The sequence below is a fragment of the Citromicrobium sp. JLT1363 genome (assembly GCF_000186705.1).
Taxonomy (GTDB): domain Bacteria; phylum Pseudomonadota; class Alphaproteobacteria; order Sphingomonadales; family Sphingomonadaceae; genus Alteriqipengyuania.
Genome location: NZ_AEUE01000004.1, coordinates 537831 through 563954, shown reverse-complemented (window position 1 = coordinate 563954; position 26124 = coordinate 537831). Strand labels below are relative to the sequence as shown.

The following is a 26124-nucleotide window of genomic DNA, read 5'->3' as shown; positions in this document are numbered from 1 at the left end:
ACTGTGTTCTATTTATGTTCCGCATATGGACACGATTCGCGAACAGCCCCCCAAGGGCCCTCCGATCCGCGGAAGGGGCGCGCAAAGCGGTGACGCTTCCGCCCGGTTCGGCCTGAACGAACGCGAAGCAGACGGCGACTGGCGAGACATGGCGGAAACGCTCGATGGCCCCGCCCCCAGGCTGCGCACCGAGGTAACCGAGGAAAGCCCGCGCTCGATCCTCAGCTTCAACCAGTCGCCCGATATCGGCTTCGACCGGTCGGTGAACGCCTACCGCGGCTGCGAGCATGGCTGCATCTACTGCTTCGCGCGGCCGACACACGCTTACCTCGACCTGTCGCCGGGCCTCGATTTCGAGAGCAAGCTCTTCGCCAAGCCCAACGCCGCGAAGCTGTTGGCGCAAACGCTGGCCAAACCCGGGTATCAGCCCCGCCCCATCGCCATGGGCACCAATACCGATCCCTATCAGCCAATCGAGGCGCGCTACCGGATCACGCGGCAGATGCTGGAGGTATGCCTCGACGCGCGCCATCCGGTCACGATCACCACCAAATCTGACCGGGTGCTGGCCGATCTCGATATTCTCGAAGAGATGGCAGCGAGGGACCTCATAGCGGTGGCGATTTCCGTCACCTCCCTCGATCCCAGGCTGTCCGGTCTGATAGAGCCGCGTGCGCCCTCCCCCGCGAAGCGTCTGGCGGCACTGGGCAGGCTGACGCAGGCGGGGGTGCCCACCCACTGCTCCATCGCCCCGGTCATTCCCGCCATCACGGACGATGCGATGGAAGCGATCATCGCGAAGGCCGCCGGGCTTGGCGTGACGTCTGCCGGATGGATACCGCTCCGCCTGCCGCACGAAGTCGCGCCGCTGTTCCGCGAATGGCTGGAAGCGCATTTCCCGGATCGCAAGGACAAGGTGATGTCCATCGTCCGCTCCATCCGCAACGGGAAGGACAATGATCCGGGCTTCTTCAGCCGGTTGAAGCCCACCGGCGTCTGGGCCGACCTGTTCCGCGCCCGCTTCCGCGTGGCCTGCGGGCGTGCAGGGATCGGTGACGGCAAGGCGAAGTTCGCGCTCGATTGCTCGCAATTCCGCGCCCCGATGGTGGGCGGCCAGATGCGGTTGTTGTAGCCGCCGGGCCTGCGGGATAGGGTTTGCGCCTCCTTCCGTTACCAGGAACCCCGGCCCCATGACTGCGGATGAAATGCTCGCGCCGACCTATGTCCAGATGCTGGGCGCGCTGTCGCAATGGCTCGACAAGGCCGCGCAACAGCTGGGCGAGACCGAAGCCGATGCCCTGCTTGCCGCGCGGCTGGCACCCGACATGTTCCCGCTCTCCACCCAGATACGCTTTGCGTGCGTGCAGGCGCTGGAAGGGATGCACCGCCTGCGGGACGAAGCCTTTCCGCCCATCGTCGAAGAATTGCTGGACGAGGGCCGCGATGCAGGCGACGCGCCGGGATCGATGGCCGATGCGCAGGCTCGCCTGGAACAGACCACCGCGATGGTCCGGTCGCTGGCCGAAGACCTGTCGATAGGCGACACGGAGCGGATGATCGCGCACGAACTGCCCATGGGCATGATCTTCGATCTGAGCGTTGAGCAATACGCACGCGACTGGGCGCTGGCGCAGTTCTATTTTCACCTGATGACGGCCTACGCGATCCTTCGAAGTGAGGGTATCGCGCTGGGCAAGGCCGATTATGTCACCCACATGTTCGGCTATCTTCGCCCTGGCACCATGCCAGCGCGGACGGAATGATCTGACCAGGTGGATGCGGCGAGCGGGGGTGGCTGGTGCCAATGCCACCCGGTTGCGGGCGGCAATCCGTGCACTATGATCGCCCGTTCACCGTCGGATAGAAGACAAGAACAGGGGGAATTTCGATGAAGGCGATCATCTTGGGGACATTGCTGGCCATCTGCGCGAGCACGGCGGCGGATGCGCAAAGCTTCAACGCGTCTACCAGGATCAACACCTTCACCACCAGCGCTCTCAAGGCCACGCTGGCCGAACTTGGCGCCACGACCGAAGATCGCGACGGAGTTCCGAACATGACCGTCCGTTTCTCGAACGGTCTGGTGGCGGATGCCTTGCTCGTGGCCTGTGAAGATCAGGCTACCTCGACCAACTGCCTCGGTACCTCCATCCTGGCCTCCTTCGCCACTCCCAAAGACGCCACACCGGAACAGGTGCGCGAAGGCATCAACGAGTATAATTATCGCCAGAACTTCGGCCGCGCCTATCTCAGCCCGACCGGAACGATACAGGTGCGGCTGTACGTCATCGCGGATGGCGGAATCACGATGGAAAACTACCGGCAGATGATCGGCCTCTTCGCGCACTCTGCCGCGAAACTTCCTGGCTACATCGTGGGTTAGCCCGCCCTCGCGCCGCCGGGCGTGCAGGCTGAAGCACGGCGCGGATGCGCTGTCCTACAGCGCTTTGTGTGACTAAGGGGGTCGGGTTCTTTGACACCGTCCGCCCGGAAGATCGCCGCACTGTTCGCAAGAGCGGTTTTTGCCTCCTGGACACTGTGTCAGGTGTGTCAGGCGGGCGCCGCAATCGCGCTCAGCCGAAGGTGCTGCCCCCTTCGCCGGGCGCGAACCGAACCAGCCTGCTGTCCACCAATGCCGCAGTACGGTTGACCACGGCCCGCTGGTATTCGGGGTCCTTGATCATCTCGAAGAAGGCGTCTGCATTGGGGTACTGCGCCACGAAGCCATCGTGCCACACCCGGTCCGCGGGGCCCGTAACCATGGTCTCGAACATCCCGCGCCACACGATGCTGCCACCGACGCGGGCAAAGATCGGCCCGCTGGTGCGCCCGTATTCCTCATAGGCGCGGCGCCCGCTCCAGCCCTTGCCCGCATGCTCGTGCCCTGCGGGGTAGTCCGCTTCTTCGCGGTAGAGGAGCAGGTTGAGCATGTGGATCGGCGTGTCGCGCGGCAGGGCCTTGAACGCCTCGAAGGTCTCGCGGCTGGGATCGATATAGGTGGTCAAAGGATCACTCCCTGGGTGACAGGATACGCCCGCTGATCGCCCATGCGGGGCGCGCGACCACCAGCATGCAGCCGAGGCCCAGCACGGCCAGCACGGTGGACGACAGGAAGTCCTCACCGCGAAGCGTGGTGAGCAGCAGGGTCATGACGAGGAACAGGCCCATGGCAAGGCCGAGCCCGACCATGATGGCAAGGATCGCGCGCGGGCTCACCCGTCAGTCCTTCCCGAACATGCGGCCGAAGATGCCGCGCTTGGCAGTATCGGGGGCTTGCGCTTCGCCGTTCCGTACCTCGGTCGCAGGCGCGGGTGTTGCGGCGGCCATGGCAGGCTCTGCTTGGGGGGATTGCATGTCCCGCGCTTCGGGCAGCTGGTAATCGGCAAACCGGTCGCGCAGGTCCTTCTTGCTGATCTTGCCCGTCGCGGTGTGGGGAATGTCGTCCACGAATTCCACCGCATCGGGCAGCCACCACTTCGCCACGTGATCCTTGAGGTACTCGATCACCTCTTCCCCGGTGACCTCCTGCCCTTCCTTCCGGATGCAGAACAGCACCGGGCGCTCGTCCCACTTGGGATGATACATGCCGATCGCGGCGGCTTCCGCGATTGCCGGATGGCCCGCAGCCGCGTTCTCCAGCTCGACCGAACTGATCCACTCGCCGCCCGACTTGATCACGTCCTTGGTGCGGTCGGTGATCTGCATCGTGCCGTCGGGGTGCAGGATGGCAACATCGCCGGTGTCGAACCAGCCATCCGGCGTCAGCGCGTCTTCGTCTGCCTTGAAATAGCGGCGGATGACCCACGGACCGCGGATCTGCAACGCGCCGGAAGTCTCCCCGTCGCGGGGCAGCACCTTGGAAGGATCGTCGAGATCGACCGTGCGCAGCTCCACCCCGAAGACCGGGCGGCCCTGCATCGCAGCCTTGTCCACGCGCTGCTCGAGCGAGAGCTGGTCCCAGTCCCAGGTCGGGCCGCCCAGCGTGCCGATGGGGGAGGTCTCCGTCATGCCCCAGGCGTGCTGGACGCGAATCCCCGCTTCCATCAGGCGCTTGATCATGAACTTGGGCGCAGCCGATCCGCCAATGGTCGCCGCACGCAGGTTCGGCAGCGGCTTGTCGTTCGCATCGCAATACTGGAACGTGGCGAGCCACACGGTCGGCACGCCCGCGCTGTCGGTCACGCCTTCGCGCTCCATCAGATCGTACAGAACGCCGGGGTCGTTGATCGCGGAAAAGACGAACTTGATCCCCGCCATGGCACCGGCGAAAGGCAGGCCCCAGTTTGCCGCGTGGAACATGGGCACCACGGGCAGCATCACCGACGAGGCGTCGAAGTTGAAGGCTGGCGGCTGGATCGCGGCCAGCGCGTGCAGCACGCTGGAGCGATGCTCGTACAGCACGCCCTTGGGATTGCCGGTCGTCCCGCTGGTGTAGCACAACATGCACGGATCGCGCTCGTCGAGCCTGGCCCACTCGTACTGGCCATCCTGCGCGCCGATCCAGTCCTCGAAGCTCTGCACATCGGAGCCTTCGGGCGGATCGTAGCAGATGTAGTGCTCGATGCTGGTCCACCTGTCGCGCATCTTGTCGACGATCGGCTGGAAGGCTGCGTCGTAGATCAGCACGCGGTCTTCCGCGTGATTGGCGATGTATTCCAGCTGGTCCTCGAACAGGCGCGGGTTGATCGTGTGCAGAACCCCGCCCATCCCGGCGACGCCATACCAGCTGACCAGGTGGCGCGAGTGGTTCATCGCGAGGCTGGCCACCCGGTCGCCCTTCCGGATGCCGAGCGCTTCGAGCGCCTGCCCCATCTTCAGCGCATCGCGCCTGATCCCCGCCCAGTCGGTGCGGGTCTCGCTGCCATCCGCCCAGTGGGTCACGATTTCGCGGGTCGGCGTTTCGCGCGCCGCATGGTCTATCACGTGGGTGACCAACAGGTCCCAGTCTTGCATCGCTCCGAGCATCGATCTCTCCAGTCAGGCTCTGTTTTGCAGGGGAGAATGCGCAGATCGCCCCGCATCCGCAAGACTTGGTGCGAAATTCAGGCGGCGCGGTGCAGCTGCGGACCGGTCTTGGGGACGAGGGCAATGTTGCCGATCCCCTCGATCGCCTCCAGCGCATCGGCCAGCGTCCCATCGACCTTGTAATCGTGGCCAAGCCGAAGCACCGGTTGCTGGGGGCCGGGCAGCATGAGACGCACCTGCACCTCGCCGTAGCCGGGCGGCCCGGGCTGCAGCGCCAGGGCGATTTCACCCAGCGCAGCCTCGCTCTCGACGTCCAGCGTCAGGAGCATGCGCTGGCCGCCGGAAACCTGCGTCAGAGGCCGCGCAGAGCGCACCGTCACGCGCGGCGGCTCGTCCGGCGACGGGGAGTCCAGCTCCACGGTCAGCAGCACGCAGGTGCTCTCCTCGGCCCATTTGGTGAACTCCGGCACCAGCGATTCCTCGAAACAGGCGGCACTGAACTGCCCCGATGTGTCCGAGAAATCGGCGCGCACGAAATCCTTGCCCCGCTTGGTCCGGCCCCGCTTGGCGCCTTCCACCATCGCGGCGAGCACGGCGCTGCTGCGCCCGTCGCCTCTCGGTCCCCCGCCTTCCATCAGCGAGGCATAGGTGCGCGCGCCATTGGCGCTGGCGACATCGCGGAAGCCTTCGATGGGGTGGGCCGAGAAATAGAAGCCGAATGTCTCGCGCTCCCTGGCCATACGGTCGGCGCGCGGCCAGTCCTCCGCCTCCTTCAGGCGCATACGCTCGCCCGGCGTGTCGTCACCGCCGAACAGGCCTTCCTGCCCACTGGCCCGTTCGCGGATTGCGGCATCTGCCACCGCGAGCAGCAGGTCGCTGTTCTCGGCAAGCTTGCCGCGATTGGGCTCGAGCCGGTCGAACGCTCCCGCCGCGATCAGCGCTTCGAGCTGACGCGAATTCATCGCCCCCTTGGGCAGACGGCCGAAGAAATCGTCGAGGCTTTCGAACCAGCCGTGCGCTTCGCGCTCGGCGACGACCGCCTCCATCGCCTTCTCGCCCACATTGCGCAGCCCGGCGAGACCGTAGCGCACGGCATAGCCTTCGTCCGTCCGCTCGACCGTGAATTCGGCTTCGGAGCGGTTGAGATCGGGCGGCGCCACCTCGATCTCGTTGCGGCGCGCATCGTCCACGAACAGCGCCAGCTTTTCCGACTGGTCCATGTCGAAGCACATCGCGGCGGCGTAGAATTCTTCCGGATAATGCGCCTTCAGCCACGCGGTCTGATAGGCCAGCAACGCGTAGGCGGCAGCGTGCGACTTGTTGAAGCCGTAGCCTGCGAACTTGTCGATCAAGTCGAACAGCTCGTTCGCCTGCTGCGCCTCGATCCCGGAGACCTCCTTGCAGCCCTCGACGAAGCGGCCACGCTGCTTGTCCATCTCCGCCTGGACCTTCTTGCCCATTGCGCGGCGCAGAAGGTCGGCATCGCCAAGCGAGTATCCGGCAAGGATCTGCGCGGCCTGCATCACCTGCTCCTGATAGACGAATATCCCGTAGGTTTCCTTCAGGATGCCTTCCAGCTTGGGATGCGGGTACTCGATCGGTTCGATGCCCGCCTTGCGCTTCCCGAACAACGGGATGTTGTCCATCGGGCCCGGGCGATAGAGCGAGACGAGCGCGATGATGTCTTCGAACTTGGTCGGCTTCACCGCGGTGAGCGTGCGGCGCATGCCTTCCGATTCTAGCTGGAACACACCCACCGTGTTGCCGCTCTGCATGAGATCGTAGACCGCCGTATCGTCCCAGCTGATCGCGCCCAGATCGCAGGCGATCCCGCGCTTTTCCAGCAGGTCGACCGCCTTCTGCAGCACGGAGAGGGTCTTCAGGCCGAGGAAGTCGAACTTCACCAGCCCCGCCCCTTCGACGACCTTCATGTCGAACTGCGTCACCGGCATGTCCGACCGCGGGTCGCGGTAGAGCGGCACCAGTTCCGCCAGCGGACGGTCACCGATCACCACCCCGGCAGCGTGGGTCGAGGAATTGCGCGGCAGCCCTTCGAGCTGCATCGCCAGATCGACCAGCGTGCGCACTTCGTTGTCGTTGTCGTACTCGCCCTTGAATTCGGCCGCGCCGTTCAGCGCGCGCGGCAGGCTCCACGGGTCGGTCGGGTGGTTGGGCACCATCTTGCACAGCCGGTCGACGCGGTTGTAGCCCATGTCGAGAATGCGCCCACAATCGCGCAGAACCGCGCGCGCCTTCATCTTGCCGAAGGTGATGATCTGGGCGACCTTGTCCTTCCCGTACTTCTCCTGAACGTAGCGGATCACTTCGCCACGCCGCGTTTCGCAGAAGTCGATATCGAAGTCGGGCATGGAGACGCGTTCGGGATTGAGGAAGCGTTCGAACAGCAGGCCCAGCCGGATCGGGTCGAGATCGGTGATCGTCAGCGCCCAGGCTACAAGGCTGCCCGCGCCCGAACCACGACCCGGACCCACCGGGATGTTCTGCGCCTTGGCCCATTTGATGAAGTCGGCAACGATCAGGAAGTAACCGGGGAAACCCATGTTGGTGATGATGCCGACTTCCTTGTCGAGCCGGTCCCGGTACTCGAGAATTTCGTCCCAATACCCGCCACTTTTCAGCGCTTCGAACGGCTTTTGCGAAGCCCGCAATTCCTCGGCCGAGGCGAAGGACATAGCATCGACGAGGTCTTCCCGGACCTCTTCGGGATAGAGCGGTATCAGGCGGTCGAGCAGGCCCTTGCGCGCGTCGTCCGCCAGCATGCGCACCTCGCCTTCGATGTCTCCGGCAAGGCTTGGCAGGATCGGATCGCGATAGGGCGGCGCAAAGGCGCAGCGGCGCGCGATGGTCAGCGTGTTCGCAAGAGCTTCGGGCAGGTCCGCGAACAGCTCTTCCATCATCGGCGCCGACTTCACGAAGGCAGCCTTTTCGCTGTGTGGGCGGTCTTCCTCCCACAGCTTGCGGCTGTTCGCGATGCACAGCATCGCATCATGCGCCTTGTAGAAATGCGGTTCGGCGAAATTGGCGGGGTTGGTCGCTACCAGCGGCAGATCGCGCGCATAGGCCAGATCGAGCAGCGCTTCCTCGGCCGCTGCTTCGGTCGGCTCACCGCGCCGCGCCAGTTCGATGTAGAGGCGATCCGGGAACAGCGCTTCCAGCCGGCCCAGATAGCGTTCCGCGTAGCTGTTTTGCTCCTCGGCCAGCAGCCGCGTTACCGCGCCCTCGCTGGCACCGGTGAGCGCGATCAGGCCCTCGGTGCGACCTTCCAGAGAATCGAGCGGAACATGCGGAACCAGTTCCAGCGGGCGGTCGAGATGCGCGGCGCTGACCAGCTTGCAAAGGTTCAGCCAGCCGGCATCGTCCTGCACGAACAGCGGCAGATGGTCGATCTCGTCGCTATCCGGCCGTGCCACGCCCAGCAGAGCGCCGACGATCGGCTGCACACCGTTCTCGATGCAGGCATTGGCGAAGGGAACGCTGCCGTACAGCCCATTGCGGTCGCACATGGCGATGGCGGGAAAGCCCCGCTCGGTCGCCAGCTTGGCGATGGCCTTGGGCTCGATCGCGCCTTCCAGCATCGAGTAGGCGGAAAGCACGCGCAGCGGAACGAAGGGGGCAAAGGCCATGATGCCAAGCTAGCGCTCGCGCGGACGGCTTCAAGCGAGCCCGGCAAAGCTTGCGGGGAAAAGCGGTGGACTGTTTCAGCTGGCCGGAGGCTCGCCCTCTTCGCCGCGGGCAGCCGCGATCTTTCTGCGCGTGTCGCGCACTTGAGACCACGCGCCATAAGCGATCAGCACGGCGAGAAATATCCACACCCACGCCGGAATATCCTGCCCGAAGATCGCCAGGTACAGATAGGCCGAAACGAAGAAGAACCCGGCCAGCATGGTGGGCAGCACGGTAGAACGCCCCTCCCTCGCGCGCTTCACCAGCCACGCGATAGAGGCGAGAAAGAAGGGAATCGCGCCAACGTAGATCCCTGCAAAGATGTAGGGATTGACGTTGTACTGCGCGCCCAGCGCGAGGATCCACTCGTTGATCGACTCAAGCATCGCGAGCTAGGTCCTGCCTATCCGGGACATGGATCAGCCCGGATAGTCCGGGCGCGCTGCGATCGCTTCCACTTCGTGCACGGTGAACATCCGGTCGCCAAGCTTCTGGATAACGTGGCCACGCCGTTCGTCGGGCGTCATTGCCATCATGAGGCGCACCATTTCGAGGAAGCTGCCTTCGTGCAGGCCCTTGGCGCCATCGAACAGGCCCTGCCCATCGTCCTTCGCATGGATCTCCGCCCGGTCGTCCCACGCAAAGCCGCCGTCTGCCGGTTCTCCGCCATAGGTCGTGGGATGATCGCTCATGTTGTTGGCTCCTCTATTTCTTTCATCAACGCGGGAAACCGATAGCGGGTCCGCAGGGGCGAATGCTATTCCAGCAGGCCTTCGTGAAGGCGGACGACGCGGTCCATCTTGGCCGCCAGCCGCTCGTTGTGCGTTGCGACGAGCGCCGCGCTGCCCTGTCCGCGCACCAGATCGAGAAACTGCGCCAACACCTTTTCCGAAGTCGCCTCGTCCAGATTGCCGGTGGGCTCGTCCGCGAGCACCAGCTTGGGGCTGTTGGCGAGCGCGCGGGCCACCGCCACGCGCTGCTGTTCGCCACCCGAAAGCTGGCTCGGCCTGTGTTCGAGCCGGTGTTCGAGACCCAGGGCGCTGAGCAGGTCTTTCGCGCGCGCCTCTGCCTGATCGCGCGGCGTTCCGCCGACCAGCTGCGGCAGGATCACGTTCTCCGTCGCATTGAAGTCGGGCAGCAGGTGATGGAACTGATAGACGAAGCCCAGATGCTCGCGCCGCAGGGCGGTGCGCTGCTGACTGTCCGATTTCTCCGCCGCCTGCCCCGCGATCACGATGGTTCCGCCAAAGCCGCCTTCGAGCAGGCCGACGGCCTGCAGCATGGTCGATTTGCCCGAGCCCGAAGGGCCGAGCAGAGCCACGATTTCGCCCGGCATCACCTTCAGGTCGACCCCGCGTAGCACATCGATCTTCACCCCGCCCTGTTCGAAGCTGCGGGTGACGCCGCGCAGCTCGACCACCGGTTTCACACCACCACTACTCATAACGCAGCACCTGCACGGGATCGGTGTTCGCCGCCTTGAAGGCCGGGTAGAGCGTGGCAAGGAAGCTGAGCACCAGCGCCAGCGCAACGATGCCGAAGACTTCCCACGGGTCGGTTTTCGCGGGCAGCGTGGTGAGGAAACGGATCGAGGGGTCCCATAGCTGCTGCCCGGTCGCTACTTCGATGACACGGACAATCGGCTGACGGAACGCCAGAACCAGTCCTCCCAGCGCTAGCCCGGCGGCCGTACCGACCGCACCCACCGTGAAGCCCGTCGTCACGAAGATTTTCAGGATCGACTGCCGGCCAGCGCCCATCGTGCGCATGATCGCAATGTCCCGGGTCTTGGCGCGCACCAGCATCACAAGGCTCGACAGAATATTGAAAGCCGCGACCAGAACCATGAAACTCAAGGCAAAGAACATCGCAACACGCTCCACCTGCAAGGCTTCGAAGATGGAGCTGTTGATCTGCTGCCAATTGCGCACGATCGCGGTTCCGGCAAGGCTCCGCTCGATCGGGGCCATGATCTCCTCGACCCGGTCGGCGTCCTCGGTCGTGACCTCGATCATGCCTATGGTATCGCCGGTCAGAAGCAGGGTTTGCGCCTGCGGGATCGGCATGACGATGAAGGCGCCATCGTAATCGTAAAGGCCGACCTCGAAGATGGCCCCCACCTCGTAGCCCACCTGTCGCGGCACGGTGCCGAACGGAGTCGACCGCCCCGCCGGATTGATGACGGTGATGACGCTTCCGACCTGCGCGCCGATGTTCTCTGCCAGGCGTGCCCCGATGGCCACCTGTTCCGCGCCGGGCTGAAGTCGGCTCATGTCGCCCGCCACCGTCTTGTCCGCCAGCTCGTCAATATCCTCAGGCGTGTTGCCGCGCACCAGCACTGCTTCCACGCGGCCGTTGAACGTTACCAGCAGCGGCTGCTCGATCAGCGGGGAGGCTTTCTCCACCCCTTCGGTTTCGCGGATTTCCTTGAGCACGCTCTCCCAATTGTCGAGCCTGCCGCCATAGGCCTGCACGATGGCGTGGCCGTTGAGCCCCACGATCTTATCGAGAAGTTCGGCGCGAAAGCCGTTCATCACGCTCATCACGATCACCAGCATGGCAACCGAGAGCATGACGACGCCAATGGAGATTCCGGCGACCAGCTTGATGAATCCCTCGCCCTTGCCGGGCCAGAGATACCGCTTTGCTATGGTCCGTTCGAAGGGGCTGAGAAACAAGGAGCGATCCGCTTTGTTCGTGCTTGGCCCTGCCCGTTAGGGGGCCGCGCCTGTCTGCGCAATGAAAAGGGCCGCCTGCGTGACTGGTTCACCAAAAGAGACGGTCGGTCGGCCCCCTCTACCCTTGTAATTCACCTGTCACATCGCCAATGGGGCGGCAACCGGAAACGGCAACGGGCGCCCCACCGATGAACCTGCAACATCCCTTCGAAGATTCGAACGGCGACAGCCTGCACGAGGAGTGCGGAGTCTTCGGCGCGATCAATGGCGGCAACGAAGCCGCAGCGACCACCGCGCTGGGGCTCCACGCCCTCCAGCATCGCGGCCAGGAAGCGGCCGGAATCTCCAGTTTCGACGGCGCCCAGTTCTATACGCGCCGGGGCCTCGGTCATGTGGCGGAGAACTTCTCCAGCGCGGAAAGCATAGCCGAACTGCCAGGCTTCATGGCCGCCGGCCATGTCCGCTATTCCACCACGGGGGGCGCAGGGCTTCGTAACGTGCAGCCTCTCTACGCCGATCTGGCGAGCGGCGGTTTTTCCATCGCCCACAATGGCAATATCTCGAACGCGGCGGCCTTGCGCGAGGAACTGGTCGGCAAGGGCGCGATCTTCCAGTCGACCAGCGATACCGAGGTGATCATCCACCTCGTCGCCACCAGCCGTTACCCCACGATGCTCGACAAGCTGACCGACGCTCTGCGGCTGGTCGAGGGGGCCTACGCGCTGATCGTGATGACGCCGCGCGGCATGGCCGCCTGCCGGGATCCGCTGGGCATCCGCCCGCTGCAGATGGGCCGCATGGGCGACGCCGTCGTCTTCGCCAGCGAGACGGTTGCCTTCGACGTCGTAGGCGCGACCTTCGAACGCGAGGTGGAGCCGGGCGAACTGATCGAGGTCGATTTCGACGGCAAGATTCGCAGTCACCGGCCCTTCGGCGACAACCCGTCTCGCCCCTGCATCTTCGAACACGTCTATTTCAGCCGGCCCGATTCCCACTTCGCCGGGCGGTCCGTGTACGAGGCACGCAAGGCGATCGGGACAGAACTGGCCATGGAGGCGCCGTGCGATGCCGATATCGTGGTGCCCGTGCCCGACAGCGGCGTGCCAGCTGCCATCGGCTATGCCCAGCAGTCCGGCCTGCCCTTCGAACTCGGCATCATCCGCAGCCACTACGTGGGACGCACCTTCATCCAGCCTTCGGATGGCGCACGCCATTCGGGCGTGCGGCGCAAGCACAATGCCAATCGCGGACTGGTGGAAGGGAAGCGGATCGTCCTGATCGACGATTCAATCGTGCGCGGCACCACCAGCATGAAGATTGTCGAGATGATGCGCGACGCGGGCGCAACGGAAGTGCATTTCCGTGTCGCCAGCCCGCCGACCGCGCATAGCTGCTATTACGGGGTGGACACGCCCGAACGCAGCAAGCTGCTCGCCGCGCGCATGGAGCTCGAGCCGATGCGCGAGTTCATCAAGGCGGACAGCCTCGCCTTCATCTCCATCGACGGACTCTACCGCGCCGTAGGAAGGGAAGGCCGCAACAAATCGTGCCCCCAGTTCTGCGATGCGTGCTTCACCGGCGACTACCCCACCCGGCTGACCGACGTGTCGCGCCGCGAACAGGGTTCCGCCCAGCTTTCCTTCCCCGTCAGCAAACCCGTCGACGAACCGGTATAAGATGACCCAGGACAAACCATTCGAAGGGCGCGTCGCGCTCGTCACCGGCGCATCGCGCGGAATTGGCGCGGCCACCGCCAAGGCTCTGGCTGCAAAAGGCGCGCACGTGATTCTGACCGCGCGCGACGATTCCGCGCTGGAACGCGTGGAAGACGAAATCCACCAGAGCGGCGGCACCGCGACCATCGCGCCGGTCGATCTCACCGCAGGCGACGGGATCGCCCGGCTGGCGCAAGCCATCGCAAGCCGGTGGGATGCGCTCGACATGCTGGTGATCTGCGCTGCGTATCTGCCCACGCTGACGCCGATTACGCAGATCGATCCCAAGCAGTTCAACACCGCGATCACGACCAATGTCCTCGCGACCCAGGCGCTGATCGCGGGGCTTCATCCGCTGCTCAAGCGCGCCGATGCTGCCCGCGTGATCGGGCTCACCAGTAGCGTGGGCGATGAACCGCGCGCCTACTGGGCGGCCTATGGTTCGACCAAGGCGGCGTTCGACAACCTGCTGCAATCCTACGCGCAGGAAGTCGCCAATACCGGTTCGATCCGCGTGGCCATCGTGGACCCGGGGGCGACCCGCACGCAGATGCGTGCCAAGGCCTATCCCGGCGAAGACCCGCAGAGCGTCAAGCCGCCGGAAGACGTTGCAAAGCGGATCGCCGCATTGCTGGAAGCCGACTTCGAGACAGGGCACCGCGAAAGAGTTGGTTAAGCGGCCTTAGGCACGCCCGCTCATGTTCGGGTAAGCCGCAAGGCCCGACAATCCGCCCAGACGAAATCTGGACGGGAAATCAGCAGAACATGCAGATAATGCAGGATGATTATGCGCGTGTAGCGCAGGAGAACAGGTGCGCCCCGCGCACCAAGATCGCCATTCCCTCCGAACTGAGCTTCGGTAAATCGCGCAAGTTCAAGACCGTGGTGCACGACCTGTCGATTGCAGGATTCAGCGCCTCCGCCATGCGGCGCCTCGAACCCGATCAGACAGGCTGGCTGACCCTGCCCGGCCTCCAGGCGATCTCGTGCAAGGTCGTATGGTGGGATCGTTCGATCGCGGGCGCGGCCTTCGACAATCTGATCGATCAGGCCGTGCTCGACGACATCCTCCGCCAGTGGGAAAGCCCACTGGGCGGAGGGGTCACGCGGTCCTGCCTCTACTGATCGGCCGACACGGCTTCGGCAATTGCTGCGAACAGCTGCCGGCGGTTTGCCGAGAGATCCTGGCCGGTCGCCCGGGGCCAGTTGGACACGATGGCGATCACCGTATCTGTGTCGGGCAGAAGCGTGATCGACTGGCCGAAGATCCCCTGCGCGCCGAAGCTCTCGCCCGGATAGGTCCACCACTGGTAGCCGTATCCGTAACCATTGCCGAAATCGACCTGCGGCGCGCCCGCCTCTGCGAACCAGCCTTCGGGCACAATGCCCTCACCACCTTCGAGCGCGAACAGCCCGACCCGAGCATAGTCGCGTAGCGAGGCCGACAGGCAGCATCCGCCGACGCTGCGGCCCGAAAGGTCGGTCTGCCAGAACAGCGGCTCTGCGAAGCCGGCAGGATCGACGATCTTGCGCTTGGCATATTCCGCCAGCGTCTGGCCCACGGCATTTTCCACCAGCACGCCGATCAGGTTGGTCTCGCCCGTCTTGTAGACCCACTTTTCACCCGCAGGGGCTTCGCGCGGGAGGGTCTTCATATATTCGACCACCTGGTCCTCACCAGGTGCGGGCGTCACGTTGAACATTTTCGCCACGTCCGAATCGGGGTCGGTATAGTCCTCGTTCCACTTTACCCCGGACGTCATGGTGGCAAGCTGCTCGACCGTGACATCGTCATACGCGCTGCCTTCGAGGCCGGGCACGTATTTCGACACGGGATCGTCCAGGCTATCGATGAAACCATCCTTCACTGCTGCGCCCAGCAGAGTGGAGGTGAAGCTCTTGGCGACGGAGAAGCTGGTCCAGCGCCCTTCGGGGCCGAAGCCCAGCGCATAATCCTCGAACCGCACCTTTCCATCCTGCAACACGATCACGCCCGCGATGGAGTTTTCCGCCATGCTGGCGCGGATCGCCGCCTGCGTGCTCGCAGGCAAGGGATCGCCTTGCGGAAGATAGCGCGGGTCGGGACTTTCCTGCACTTCCTGGCCCGGGAAGTATGTCTCCATCGATCGGAAACGCGCAGAGCGTGTGGCGTCGTCCCAGAAAAGCACCTCCGCACCCACCACGGGCAGCGGATTGGTAGGCACGCTGGCTGTCACGGCGCTCGTGTCGGTGGTGGGTAAGGACGCGCAGGCAGACAGCGCAAGGGCCAGTGCCCCGACCAGTGATAAGCGCTTCTTCATGTCTATATCTCCTTGACCAGCGTTACCTGGTGGACGTCTATACCCCCACCCCGGAAGCCGCCTTCGCAATACATCAGGTAGTAGCGCCAGAGCGCCTTGAACCGATCGTCGAACCCGGGAGGCAGCAGCCCATCGGCCGCTACGCGATCGAACTTCTCGCGCCAGAGCCTCAAGGTTTCGGCGTAATGCAGCCCGAAGCGCTCCTCATCGCGCCACTGCAGGCCGCAGGCTTCCGCAAGCCGCCGGAATTCGGACGCGCGGATCAGCAAGCCGCCGGGAAATACGTAGGCCTGAATGAAATCCGCGCTCGCCGCATAGGCATCGAACAGCGCATCCTTCATCGAGATGAACTGGATCGCCGCACGACCCCCGGGCTTCAGGTTGCGGGCAACGCAATCCATGAAGGTCGGCCAGTATTCGCGCCCCAGCGCCTCCACCATTTCCACGCTGGCAATGGCATCGTACTGCCCGTGCGTATCCCGATAGTCCTGCTTGAGAAAGCGCGCGTTTCCGCAACCCTGCCGCCGCGCCCATGCCAGCTGTTCATCCGACAGGCTGATCGCGTCGACATTCGCCCCCCGGTCGGCAGCCGCGCAGGCCAGCGTGCCCCATCCACAACCGATTTCCAGCACGCTGTCGCCCTGCGAAATCTCCATCCGGTCGATGATCGCGCCGATCTTCTCCCGCTGCGCCATATTGAGCGTTTGCTGCGGATTCCCGTCATCGAAGAGCGCGGACGAATAGGTCATCGTCTCGCCCAGCCACGTGGCGTAGAAATCGTTTCCCAGATCGTAATGCGCGGCAATGTTCTTCGCCGCGCCCGCCCGGGTATTGCGTTGCCGGTCATGCGCAGCCCGCAGCGCGCGTTTCCATCCACGCTTCGCCCGCGCTGCATCTCCCAGCGTTTCGGCGTTCTGCATGAAGACCGCGAACAGCGGCACCGGATCGGGGCTGCTCCACTCGCCCGCCTCCCACGCCTGATACCAGCCGACCGAGCCGCCGGTGGCCACTCGCATCAGCGCGCGCCAGTTATGGATCGCGACTTCGGCTTCGAAGCCGGGCCCGCGCCCACCGATCAGCCGGGTGCTACCATCGGGAAGGCGCCCCAGGACGGAGCCCTTTTCGAGGCCTGCGTCCATCCGGTCGATCAGTTTGTGAAACCCGGGAGCCAGCAGGCGCGACAGGAAGCCGGGCTGCTTTTCGAAGCGCTGGCTCGCTGCCAGCAGATCGCCTCCGCGCGGTTGACCCGTTACCCCCATACGCGGGCGTTTATGCATCCGGGATGCAGGGCCGACAACCCATTAGGGCCTTGCCGGGTGGATTGCAGTGGCACCCGGCCCGATCAGTCTTCCTTCATCGCGCGATAGGCTTCGAGCGCCCGCTCGCGCCCTTCCTTGTGGCTGATGATTTTCTCGGGGTAATCGGCGGGCCGGCACAGATCGGTGGGATCGTGAATCTCACCGTCAGGGAGATCCGCCAGCTCCGGCACCCACTTGCGGATGTACCCGGCCGCGTCGAATTTTTCCGACTGCTTGAGCGGCGCCATGATCCGGGGGAACATGTTGCTGTCCACGCCCGTGCCCGCGACCCACTGCCAGTTGGTCCCGTTGGAGGCATAGTCGCCATCCACCAGCGTATCCCAGAACCAGCGCTCGCCATGCCGCCAGTCGATCAGCAGGTGCTTGATGAGGAAACTCGCCGCGATCATCCGCACGCGGTTGTGCATCCAGCCGAGCGCCCAGAGCTGGCGCATCCCGGCATCGACGATGGGGTAGCCGGTGCGCCCCATCTGCCAGGCCTCCAGTTCTTCCTGAATGATGTGACCGCGATTGGGATTGCGCCACAGCTTGGTGTCGTCGATCGCGTCGCGATAGGTTTCGCGCGGATAGTCGGGGAACTGGTAGACGATGTTCTGGGCATAATCGCGCCAGATCAGCTCGCTTTCGAAGGTCTTCCAGCCATCGCTGCGTTTGTCCTTGAGCGCGTGCCAGATCGTGACCGGCGAAATCTCTCCCCAGTGAAGGTGCGGCGACATCTGCGAGGTCTGGTCGACACTGGGCAGGTTGCGACCGTCCTCGTATTCAGCAACGTGGTCGGCCCACCAGCCTAGCCGCTCGTGCGCTGCATCCTCTCCTACGGTCCAGAAGTCTTCCATCTGCGTGGCCCAGTTCGGGCTGGTGGGTAGCAGGTCCCAGTCCGCCAGAGCGTCACTCTCAGGCATGTCGGACGGCTGCGAGATGGTGGACGGGACAGGCAGTTCGTCTCGCGGCGGCATGATTTCCAGCATCGCGCGATAGAAGGGCGTGTAGATCTTGTAAGGATCGCCGCTGCCGGTGGTCGCGGTGCCCGGCGGCATCAGGTAATTGCCGTCGTGCAGGCACAGCCTCGTACCATCGGGCAGCGCATCCTTCAGTTCTTCCTCCGCCTCGCGCCACCACGGTTCGTAGTGCCGGTTGGCATGGACGGCCTCGGCCTCGAGCTCGTGCGCAAGCCCGGCAAGAACCGAAACGCTGTCGCCCTTGCGCAGGACGATTCGTGCGTTGTGCCTGCCGAAGCCCCTGGACAGGCTCTCGAGCGAATGGTGCAGCCACCAGCGATGCGCGCCGCCATAGGTGCGATCGTCGTCGCCCTTGGGGCGCTCGTCGTCGAGGATGAAGACCGGCACAACCGGCCCTGCTTGCGCGGCCGCATGAAGAGCGGGCTGATCCGCCAGACGAAGGTCGCGCCGCAGCCATACGATTTGGGGAGAAGCCATGCGCAAGGAACCTCATTTCGAACGGGCTGTTCCAGATTGCATGGATCAGAGCCGCGACGGCGCGACAACCGGGCCCAAAGCCCCCCTTCCCGCCGAAACGGTCTCGCTACCCGCGCGGGGGTTCACGATCGATCGCGGCAAGGCGCTGGCGGCGGCAGGCGTGCTGTGGGCGATCTGGGCGCTTATGATCTGGCTGGTAACGCAAGGGCGCACCGAGGGGTTCGATCATTCCGGCCTGCTGCTCTACCGTGCAGGGATCGAACTCCAGCCGATGGGCGGCAATATGCTGCAGGAGGCGGTGCGCGACATCACCGCGCTGGGCGGCGTGCTGCTCTCCACCTTCTCGGCCTGCGCGGCCATCGTCGCGCTGCTGTTTCTCAGGATGCGGCGCGAGGCGACGCTTTTCGGGCTTACAGTGGTGCTCGGCTGGGGGCTCAACGCAGCGATGAAGCTGCTGGTCGGGCGAGAGCGCCCCACCCTCGTCCCTCATCTCACGGAAGCTGCGGGCTACAGCTTCCCGAGCGGACACAGCTTCGCGTCCGCGATGATCTACATCGGCATGGCGCTCGCCTTCGCATCGCTCAGCAGCAGGCACACCGTCCGCTACACGCTGATCGGCAGCGCGATGGTGATTTCGATCATGATCGCGTGGAGCCGGGTGATGCTGGGCGTGCACTTCCCGAGCGATGTGATCGCCGGGTGGTCAGGCGGCGCGGCATGGGCCTTCACCGCCGCCGCGCTGCTATACGAGCCCGCCAAGCGCGCTGCCGACAGCGCGGCAGCGCACGGGCTCGATCCGCTGGAGCACCGCTAGACCGGATCCTCTGCCGATCCGTCGACCGTCCAGGTCTGGCCGCCGCTGAGCAGCTTGGCGAGGTTTGCTTCCTTGCCGCTGACCGAAGCTTCGCGCTCTGCAAGTACCGCACTTTCGTATGTCGGTGCAGGATCGTCGTAGAGCACGCCCAGCGGCATGGGAAACGGGTCGAAAGGCAGTTCGGCCAGCATGTGCGCCATGACGCGGTTGGTCACATCGTGCACGCGCACGCCTGCGGCCTGCCAGTCGCCGTCGACGACATCGACCACGGTAAAGGCGAGCTTTTCAGGATCGAACGCGAGGCCCTTCGTGCCCTTGTCGAACAGCATCGGCTCGCCGTCGGCCAGCCACAGCTGCTGGCCTTCCGCACCCTTGGGCGCGGCGAAGGCATCGAACACGTCCTTGTTGTAGACGATGCAGTTCTGGAAGATCTCGATGAAGGCCGCGCCCTGGTGCGCGTGGGCGGCCTTGAGCACGTCGGGCAGGTTCTTCGACACGTCGATCCCGCGTGCCACGAACCGCGCACCGCTGCCCAGCGCAAAGGCGCAAGGGTTTGCGGGGTGATCGACCGAACCGATCGGGCTGGTCGGCGTGCGCGTACCTTCGCGGCTGGTGGGCGAGTACTGGCCCTTGGTCAGGCCATAAATCTCGTTGTTGAACAGCATGATCTGCATGTTCACGTTGCGGCGCAGCACATGCATCATGTGGTTGCCGCCGATGCTCAGGCCATCGCCATCGCCGGTCACCAGCCATACGTCGAGGTCCGGATTGGCGAGCTTCACGCCTGTCGCCACAGCCGGTGCGCGGCCGTGGATCGTGTGGAAGCCGTAGCTCTCGATATAATAGGGGAAGCGGCTGGAACAGCCGATGCCGGAGATGAACACGGTGTTCGCCGGATCGCTGCCAAGCTGCGGCAGCGTGCGCTGCACGGCCTTGAGGATCGCGTAGTCCCCGCAACCCGGGCACCAGCGGACCTCCTGGTCGGTTTCCCAGTCCTTGAGCGTGGTTTCGATTTTAACAGGTGCGTTCATTGGACCATTCCTTCAGCCCACGACCCGCTCGCCCTGAGCTTGTCGAAGGGCCGCACTTTCGTTTGAACCGATTGCCCGAAGAAGGACGATCCTTCGACAAGCTCAGGATGAGCGGTGAGAGAGGTCACTCGGACGCCTCCACCGTACTCGGCAGCTGCTGGTCGTTGGCGGCGACCTGACCGCCCTCGTTGCCCTGGGCGCCATCGAAATAGGCGCAGATCGCCGCTTCCAGCTCAGCAATCTGGAACGGCTGGCCGCTGGTCTTGGTCAGGCTTTCGGCATCCACCAGCAGCTGGTCGCGCAGCACGGTCTTGAGCTGGCCGGTGTTCATCTCGGGCACCAGCACTCGCTCGAACCCGCTCAGCAGTTCGCCGAGGTTCTTCGGCAGCGGCCAGATGTGGCGGATGTGGATATGGCTGACCGAACAGCCCTTGTCCTGCGAGCGGCGGACCGCCTGCTTGATCGGGCCGTAGGTGCTGCCCCAGCCGACCACGGCAAGCTTGCCGGTCTTCTCGCCCCAGGCGACGTCCTGATCGGGCACCTCGATATTCGCGATCTTGTTCTTGCGCGTATCGGTCATGTGCTGGTGGTTGGCCGGATCGTAGGAGATGTTGCCGGTGTTGGCGTCCTTCTCGATCCCGCCGATGCGATGCATCATGCCGGGCGTGCCGGGCTTGATCCACGGGCGCGAGCCCTTTTCGTCGCGCTTGTAGGGCAACAGCTCCTCGCCACGCGGTTCCTCGAGGAACTTGGCGGGGAACGGCGTGAAGCCTTCGGGATCGGGCACCTTCCACGGCTCGGCAGCATTGGCGATGTAGCCATCGGTCAGCAGCATTACCGGGGTCATGTATTGCGTCGCCATGCGGCACGCCTCGATCGCGACCTCGAAGGCGTCGGCAGGCGAGCGCGCGGCGATCACCGGCATCGGCGCATCGCCGTTGCGGCCGTAGACCGCCTGATAGAGGTCGCTCTGCTCGGTCTTGGTCGGCAGGCCGGTGGACGGCCCGCCGCGCTGCGAATTGACCACCACCAGCGGCAGCTCGGTCATGATGCCAAGGCCCAGCGCCTCGGTCTTGAGCGCGATGCCGGGGCCGGAGGACGAGGTGACGCCCAGCTGGCCAGCATAGCTCGCGCCGATAGCGGCGCACACCGCGGCAATCTCGTCTTCCGCCTGGAAGGTGGTGACGCCGTATTCCTTCAGCCGCGCGAGGTGGTGCAGGATCGCGGAGGCGGGGGTGATCGGGTAGCCACCGAAGAACATCGGCAGCTCGGCCAGCTGCGCGCCGGCCACGAGGCCGAGCGAGACGGCTTCGGCACCCGTAATCGTGCGATAGAGGCCCGGCTCGGACGGCGCGGGCGGCAGGTGGACCTGCTTGAGCGGCGCCGAAAGCTCCGCCGTCTCGCCATAGGCATGGCCTGCGTCGAGCGCGGCGATGTTCGCCGCAGCGATGTCTGGCGCCTTGGCGAACTTTTTGTTCAGCCAGTCGTGGAGCGGCTCGCGCGGACGGTCGAACATCCACAGCGCGAGACCCAGCGTCCACATGTTCTTGCAGCGCAGGCCGTCCTTCTTGCCGAGGCCGAATGGCTCGACCGCTTCCAGCGTGCGTGCGCTGATGTCGAACGCGAGCACATCGTAAGGCGCAAGGCTGTCGTCCTCGAGCGGATTGGCGTCGTACTTCGCCTTGTCGAGATTGCGCTTGGTGAACTCGCCCGTGTCCGCGATCACCAGCCCGCCGGGCTTGAGCGCGGCGAGATTCACTTTCAGCGCAGCCGGGTTCATCGCCACCAGCACATCGGGCGCGTCGCCTGCGGTGTTGATCGCACGACTTCCGAAATTGATCTGGAATGCGCTGACGCCGAACAGCGTGCCCTGCGGCGCGCGAATCTCTGCCGGGAAGTCCGGGAAAGTGGCGAGATCGTTGCCCGCCAGCGCGGTGCTGAGCGTAAACTGTCCGCCGGTCAACTGCATGCCATCGCCGGAATCGCCCGCAAAACGGACGACGATCGCATCGGGTGCATCGGTGGGGGGATTGGTGGAGGCTGGAGGCGCCTGAGTCGCCATCGGTACAAAATCCTTCGGTCTTCGTGGCGTTTGATAGTCCGCCTTGAACCGCCGCCTACGTGGCCGTCGGCACGCGAGCAATCAAGTTTTTCTAGTCGGCCTGATGCTGATCGGTGGACAGGCCGCGCGCGCAGGGCCTATCCAGCGCGGCCCGATTCACCGGAGACGACCAATGGCAGACGCCCCGAATTCGCAAGCCTCTACCGAACCCTTCGTGCGAGCGGACGTACGCGGCCTGCTGGACATGCTGAAAGCGATGAACCGTCCTCCGGCGGAGGAAGTCGGCGCGCAGGCCGCGCGCGAAGCGATGCGCGCGATGGCACAGATCGGCGAGGCTGCGCCCCGCGAACTGGCGGTTATCAAGGATGTGGCGTGCCCGGGGCCTGCCGGCGACATCCCCTGCCGCTTCTACGACGCTCGCGAATCGCGCGAAGCAGGCCCGGCGGTGCTGTTCCTGCATGGTGGCGGCTTCGTACTCGGCGATCTGGAGGTGTACCACGCCCTGTGCACCGAGTTTGCGGCGCGGCTCGATCTGCCGGTCCTTTCGGTGGACTACCGTCTGGCTCCCGAAAACCCGTTCCCTGCGGCGCCCGACGATTGCGAGGCGGCGGCGCGCTGGCTGGCATCCTCTCCCGCAGAGCTGGGACGCGAGATCACCGGGCTGGTCATCAGCGGAGACAGTGCCGGCGGCAACCTGACGATCGTCACCACCAATGCCCTGCGGGACGAGCCGGCGGATGTGCCGGTGCTGGTGCAGGCGCCGATCTATCCGGTCGCGGACGAGGCGGGCCAGTACGACAGCTACCGGCAGTTCAAGGACGGCTATTTCCTCACCGGCGACACCATGGCTTGGTTCACCAAGTCCTATGCCGCCGACCCGCAAAGCCCGCGCAACCTCCCGCTGCTGGGCGATTGCAGCAACGCCCCGGCAACGGTGCTGTGCACCGCCGGGCTCGATCCCTTGCGCGATTCCGGGCGAAACTATGCCGCGTGCATGGTGAAGCAGGGGACGGAGATTACCTATCTGGAATTTCCCGGGATCATCCACGGATTTTTCACCATGCGCAAGGCAATCCCCAGTGGGCAAGCCGATGTGGAAGCCTTTATCGATGCGGTCGGTGCCGCAGTAGGACGACGGACATGACGACGGACAAGGACCAACAGGCCAGCGCACTGGGCTATCGACCCTGCGTGGGCGTGATGCTGGTCAACTACAGCGGCGAGGTGTTCGTCGGGCGACGGATCGACACCAAGGAAGGCGACTTCTGGCAGATGCCGCAGGGCGGGATCGACCCGGGCGAAGACCCGCGGGACGCGCTCTTCCGGGAGCTGTGGGAGGAAACCGGCGTGATCGCGGACAAGATCGCCGTGATCGGCCAGACCGCCGAACCGCTGCGCTACGACCTGCCCGACGATCTGATCGGCAAGCTGTGGGGCGGCCATTACCGCGGCCAGGAGCAGAACTGGTTCCTCGCCCGGTTCGAAGGTTCGGACGACGACATCGATCTGGAAGCCCACAAAGAGCCGGAATTCTGCGAATATCGCTGGGTGCCCGCCACGACGGTGCCGGACCTGATCGTGCCCTTCAAGAAGCGCGTCTACCGCGCGGTCGTGGCCGAATTCGCCGAACTGATCTGAGCCTCGCCGCTCAGATTCTGCGTCACCACCGCATCGGGCATCACCGCTTCGGCGGTGAGCACCTTGCTGTTCTTCGGCCCCTGCGCGATCGCCGTGGCGAGCGTGCGCGTTTCCGGGCAGCTCGATCCGCACAGCGATTCCAGCTGCGCGAGATTGCGCTGCGCCCGGTCGATTGCGCCCTTTTCCACCATGGCCGCGCCCTCGCCCGAAATCGCGGCGTAATTGCCGGGATCGCGGGTCAGCGCCTCGCGGTAGTAGCGGATCGCCTTGCCCTGCAGCCCCTCGCGCCGGGCCGCCTCGGCCAGCGCGATCAGGATCGGAGTGTGCCTGGGATCGATTGCGAAGGCCGCTTCCAGCGCATCGACCGCACGCTGCGGCTGGCCTGCTTCCAGCGCGGCCTCGGCCTGGGCCATCAGCACGCCTGCACGCGGATCGACCGAATTGTCCTGCGCAGATCCCACACTGGCCGACACCGCGACCAGTAAGGACAGGGCGGCGGCGGCAGGGGCGAAGCGCATGATGGTATCCTTCGAGGAAGCCAGAAAATCGTGGGCGTCAGCGACCATAGGTACAAAGGTTAACACGGCAAGTGGGCACGCGCGACGAAAAATCCGTCCGTGCCGTGGTGGAACGGAGACAGGCGGATTCCCTGCCCTCGCGCGGTGCCCAGCGGCAATTCGGGCATGTCCGCGCGCCAGCCCTCGTGGGCTTGCAGAAACGCGGCGAATCGATCCGGGCCTTCTTCGTCCAGCAGCGAACAGGTGACGAAGACAAGCCGCCCACCGGGTTTGACGAGCTTCGCGCCCAGCGCAAGGAGCGCATCCTGCGTTGCGGCGAACTGCGCCAGCCGCTCGGGTGTCAGCCGCCACTTGGCCTCTGGCTTGCGCCGCCATGTGCCGACGCCCGAACAGGGCGCGTCGATCAGAACGCAATCCGCTGCGCCGGCCAGATCGCCCAGCATCTCCATTTCGCGCCCCGGATCGAGCAGGCGCTGTTCCACGAGACCCGCGCCCGCTCTCTCGGCCCGTGGCCCGAGCTGCGAAAGGCGGCGCTTGTCGGTGTCCGACGCGATCAGGCGACCGGCGTTCTGCATCGCCGCGGCCAGCGCCAGCGTTTTGCCGCCTGCGCCCGCGCACAGATCGATCACGGTTTCCCCGGGCCGCACACCCGCTGCGAGGCAGGCGAGCTGGCTGCCATGGTCCTGCACTTCGAACCGGCCTTCGCGAAACGCGTCCCACTGATCGACGGGAGTGCCCGCTTCGAACCGAAGCGCGTTGGGCGCGGCCAGATGCTCGCCGGCGACCGGCAGGTCGAGGGCGGCGCGATCTGCCTTGAGCGTGTTCACCCGCACGTCGAGCGGAGCGCGGCCCATCAGCGCCATCCCCTCTGCCCCCTTCACATCGGAAGCGGACAGCCGCTTGCCCAGCCAGACCGGCGCGAAACCGCGCTTGGCGACCGGTTCATCGGGCTGGATCGGTGCCGGGCCGTATTGCGATCCGTCGAACAGGGCAGCGATCGACTTGTCCCTCTCCGCCAGCGCGAGCATTGCCGCGCGTCCGCTTTCGGGCACCGGCCCGCAGTGGCGGATCGCGTCGTAGACGAGTTCGCGCACGGCACGCCGGTCCTTTGAACCGGCATAGCGGTTCGCCTTGGCCCAATCGGCCACGATCCGGTCTGCCGGGGCGCCCTGCCCCTTGGCGGCTTCGATCACGCGGTCGAGAATCTCGATGGCGGCCTGGACGCGCGCGGCCGGGGTCATGCCGCGCGTCCTGCGACAGGCGGAAGGCCTGACACACCTGACACAGTGTTCAGGGGAAGAAAACGCCCCACGGTTCCAGCGCCAGGGAGGGCGCGGCAAGACATTGGCGAAAACATATTGGCTGGGGAGTATCTCATCCCTTCGCCATGGCACGCATGCGGGTGGGTAGGAAAGCGCATCCTGCCCCGGAGTTACGCAATTGCGGTCACGCCCCGGCCCGGTAGGCAAGTTCGGGGTGCGCGGCCTTCATCCGGTCGTAGAGCGCCACCATCTCCCCCATGAAGAGCATCTTGCCCGCGATGCTGATGCTCGCGCCGAGAATGGTCGCCACGGGATCGAGCACCCACAAGCCGTAGGCCAGCGGGATCAGGCCGAACGCTGCGACCAGGTTGAACAGATTGGCGCGCCGCACCGAAATCAGGCCGGTCGCGATCTGGCGATGCTCGATAAAGGCACGCTCCCCGAAGACGCCGCGCGACATCCAGCCGCGATCGTGATCGACCGGTGGAAACAGGCGCGGATTGAGCCATAGCCAGAGCGCGACGGCAGCGAAGGCGAGCGCAGCCCACCATCCGATCCACACCCGGCTCCAGATGGCGAGGATGGGCAGGACCATCCCCGTCGCGAACCGGGACCATCCGCTCCACGGATTGGCATGCCGCGCCCAGCCCTGGTCATCGAGCCGGAAGAAACCCGCGACATGCTTTTCGATGGCCATCGGGC

The 26124-nt window shown here is 65.0% G+C and carries 25 protein-coding genes; 9 read left to right on the top strand and 16 right to left on the bottom strand.

The genetic code is table 11. The features are described 5' to 3' along the window. Positions 1-25: 25 nt before the first annotated feature. The 3 genes from ADAD_RS0109650 (at position 26) to ADAD_RS0109640 (ending at position 2383) form a co-directional block, all read left to right on the top strand. Entirely contained in the window at positions 26-1132 is a 1107-nt protein-coding gene (locus ADAD_RS0109650; RefSeq protein WP_010413151.1) for a PA0069 family radical SAM protein, read from the top strand. Between the two features lie 58 nt (positions 1133-1190). Further along, entirely contained in the window at positions 1191-1763 is a 573-nt protein-coding gene (locus ADAD_RS0109645) for a DUF1993 family protein (RefSeq protein ID WP_010413148.1), read from the top strand. A 125-nt stretch (positions 1764-1888) separates the two neighbouring features. Beyond that, on the top strand, positions 1889-2383 hold the full coding sequence (locus tag ADAD_RS0109640; RefSeq protein ID WP_010413141.1) for a YbjN domain-containing protein: 495 nt from the start codon (positions 1889-1891) through the stop codon (positions 2381-2383). A gap of 190 nt (positions 2384-2573) precedes the next feature. On the opposite strand, the gene ADAD_RS0109635 is transcribed toward ADAD_RS0109640, so the two are convergent. The 8 genes from ADAD_RS0109635 to ADAD_RS0109600 all read right to left on the bottom strand — a co-directional run bounded on the left by ADAD_RS0109635 (position 2574) and on the right by ADAD_RS0109600 (position 11327). Beyond that, positions 2574-3005, bottom strand: a complete 432-nt coding sequence (locus ADAD_RS0109635; RefSeq protein WP_010413139.1) for a DUF1330 domain-containing protein — start codon at positions 3003-3005, stop codon at positions 2574-2576. Between the two features lie 4 nt (positions 3006-3009). Continuing rightward, on the bottom strand, positions 3010-3216 hold the full coding sequence (locus ADAD_RS0109630) for a hypothetical protein (RefSeq protein WP_010413136.1): 207 nt from the start codon (positions 3214-3216) through the stop codon (positions 3010-3012). 3 nt (positions 3217-3219) lie between these two features. Next, positions 3220-4965: a long-chain fatty acid--CoA ligase gene (locus tag ADAD_RS15810; RefSeq protein WP_010413133.1), complete on the bottom strand. Its 1746-nt coding sequence runs from the start codon at positions 4963-4965 to the stop codon at positions 3220-3222. A gap of 77 nt (positions 4966-5042) precedes the next feature. Then, on the bottom strand, positions 5043-8609 hold the full coding sequence (gene dnaE / locus ADAD_RS0109620; protein ID WP_010413130.1) for a DNA polymerase III subunit alpha: 3567 nt from the start codon (positions 8607-8609) through the stop codon (positions 5043-5045). 75 nt (positions 8610-8684) lie between these two features. After that, positions 8685-9035 (bottom strand): hypothetical protein, encoded by a 351-nt coding sequence (locus ADAD_RS0109615; RefSeq protein ID WP_010413127.1) that lies wholly within the window; start codon positions 9033-9035, stop codon positions 8685-8687. Between the two features lie 33 nt (positions 9036-9068). Continuing rightward, entirely contained in the window at positions 9069-9341 is a 273-nt protein-coding gene (locus ADAD_RS0109610) for a hypothetical protein (protein ID WP_010413124.1), read from the bottom strand. 65 nt (positions 9342-9406) lie between these two features. Next, on the bottom strand, positions 9407-10093 hold the full coding sequence (locus ADAD_RS0109605; protein ID WP_029140046.1) for an ABC transporter ATP-binding protein: 687 nt from the start codon (positions 10091-10093) through the stop codon (positions 9407-9409). Further along, a complete protein-coding gene (locus tag ADAD_RS0109600; RefSeq protein WP_010413117.1) occupies positions 10086-11327 on the bottom strand; it encodes a lipoprotein-releasing ABC transporter permease subunit in 1242 nt (413 codons plus the stop codon). The genes ADAD_RS0109605 and ADAD_RS0109600 overlap by 8 nt, the downstream gene beginning before the upstream one ends. Positions 11328-11515: 188 nt before the next feature. On the opposite strand from ADAD_RS0109600, the gene purF reads away from it, so the two are divergent. The 3 genes from purF (at position 11516) to ADAD_RS0109585 (ending at position 14167) form a co-directional block, all read left to right on the top strand. Next, a complete protein-coding gene (gene purF, locus ADAD_RS0109595; protein WP_010413115.1) occupies positions 11516-13003 on the top strand; it encodes an amidophosphoribosyltransferase in 1488 nt (495 codons plus the stop codon). A gap of 1 nt (position 13004) precedes the next feature. After that, complete coding sequence (locus tag ADAD_RS0109590; protein WP_010413113.1) at positions 13005-13718, top strand: SDR family NAD(P)-dependent oxidoreductase; 714 nt, start codon at positions 13005-13007, stop codon at positions 13716-13718. 89 nt (positions 13719-13807) lie between these two features. Next, entirely contained in the window at positions 13808-14167 is a 360-nt protein-coding gene (locus ADAD_RS0109585) for a PilZ domain-containing protein (RefSeq protein WP_010413110.1), read from the top strand. On the opposite strand, the gene ADAD_RS0109580 is transcribed toward ADAD_RS0109585, so the two are convergent. The 3 genes from ADAD_RS0109580 to ADAD_RS0109570 all read right to left on the bottom strand — a co-directional run bounded on the left by ADAD_RS0109580 (position 14161) and on the right by ADAD_RS0109570 (position 18097). Then, positions 14161-15342 (bottom strand): serine hydrolase domain-containing protein, encoded by a 1182-nt coding sequence (locus ADAD_RS0109580; RefSeq protein WP_010413107.1) that lies wholly within the window; start codon positions 15340-15342, stop codon positions 14161-14163. The two genes, ADAD_RS0109585 and ADAD_RS0109580, sit on opposite strands and share 7 nt — an antisense overlap. Positions 15343-15344: 2 nt before the next feature. Next, a complete protein-coding gene (locus tag ADAD_RS0109575; RefSeq protein ID WP_010413104.1) occupies positions 15345-16601 on the bottom strand; it encodes an SAM-dependent methyltransferase in 1257 nt (418 codons plus the stop codon). Positions 16602-16684: 83 nt separating this feature from the next. Then, complete coding sequence (locus tag ADAD_RS0109570) at positions 16685-18097, bottom strand: cryptochrome/photolyase family protein (protein ID WP_010413102.1); 1413 nt, start codon at positions 18095-18097, stop codon at positions 16685-16687. Between the two features lie 40 nt (positions 18098-18137). Between ADAD_RS0109570 and ADAD_RS0109565 the strand changes: the two genes are divergently transcribed. Next, positions 18138-18911 carry a phosphatase PAP2 family protein gene (locus tag ADAD_RS0109565; protein WP_010413098.1) on the top strand — a complete coding sequence of 258 codons (774 nt, stop codon included), beginning with the start codon at positions 18138-18140 and terminating at the stop codon, positions 18909-18911. Here the strand turns inward: ADAD_RS0109565 and ADAD_RS0109560 are convergent. Both ADAD_RS0109560 and ADAD_RS0109555 read right to left on the bottom strand, forming a co-directional pair. Then, positions 18908-19942: a 2-oxoacid:ferredoxin oxidoreductase subunit beta gene (locus tag ADAD_RS0109560; protein WP_010413096.1), complete on the bottom strand. Its 1035-nt coding sequence runs from the start codon at positions 19940-19942 to the stop codon at positions 18908-18910. The two genes, ADAD_RS0109565 and ADAD_RS0109560, sit on opposite strands and share 4 nt — an antisense overlap. A 124-nt stretch (positions 19943-20066) precedes the next feature. Beyond that, entirely contained in the window at positions 20067-22004 is a 1938-nt protein-coding gene (locus ADAD_RS0109555; protein WP_010413095.1) for a 2-oxoacid:acceptor oxidoreductase subunit alpha, read from the bottom strand. 172 nt (positions 22005-22176) lie between these two features. Between ADAD_RS0109555 and ADAD_RS0109550 the strand changes: the two genes are divergently transcribed. Continuing rightward, the gene (locus tag ADAD_RS0109550) at positions 22177-23148 is read left to right on the top strand and encodes an alpha/beta hydrolase (RefSeq protein ID WP_010413092.1); all 972 of its coding nucleotides are present in this window, start codon (positions 22177-22179) and stop codon (positions 23146-23148) included. After that, entirely contained in the window at positions 23145-23642 is a 498-nt protein-coding gene (locus tag ADAD_RS0109545; protein ID WP_010413090.1) for an RNA pyrophosphohydrolase, read from the top strand. The genes ADAD_RS0109550 and ADAD_RS0109545 overlap by 4 nt, the downstream gene beginning before the upstream one ends. Here ADAD_RS0109545 and ADAD_RS15805 read toward each other — a convergent pair. The 3 genes from ADAD_RS15805 to ADAD_RS0109530 form a co-directional block, all read right to left on the bottom strand. Next, positions 23603-24160 (bottom strand): tetratricopeptide repeat protein, encoded by a 558-nt coding sequence (locus ADAD_RS15805; protein WP_237700804.1) that lies wholly within the window; start codon positions 24158-24160, stop codon positions 23603-23605. The genes ADAD_RS0109545 and ADAD_RS15805 overlap by 40 nt on opposite strands. Positions 24161-24219: 59 nt before the next feature. After that, complete coding sequence (locus tag ADAD_RS0109535; RefSeq protein ID WP_010413087.1) at positions 24220-25401, bottom strand: RsmB/NOP family class I SAM-dependent RNA methyltransferase; 1182 nt, start codon at positions 25399-25401, stop codon at positions 24220-24222. A 205-nt stretch (positions 25402-25606) separates the two neighbouring features. Further along, on the bottom strand, positions 25607-26119 hold the full coding sequence (locus tag ADAD_RS0109530) for a DUF6653 family protein (protein WP_010413085.1): 513 nt from the start codon (positions 26117-26119) through the stop codon (positions 25607-25609). Between the last annotated feature and the right edge of the window lie 5 nt (positions 26120-26124).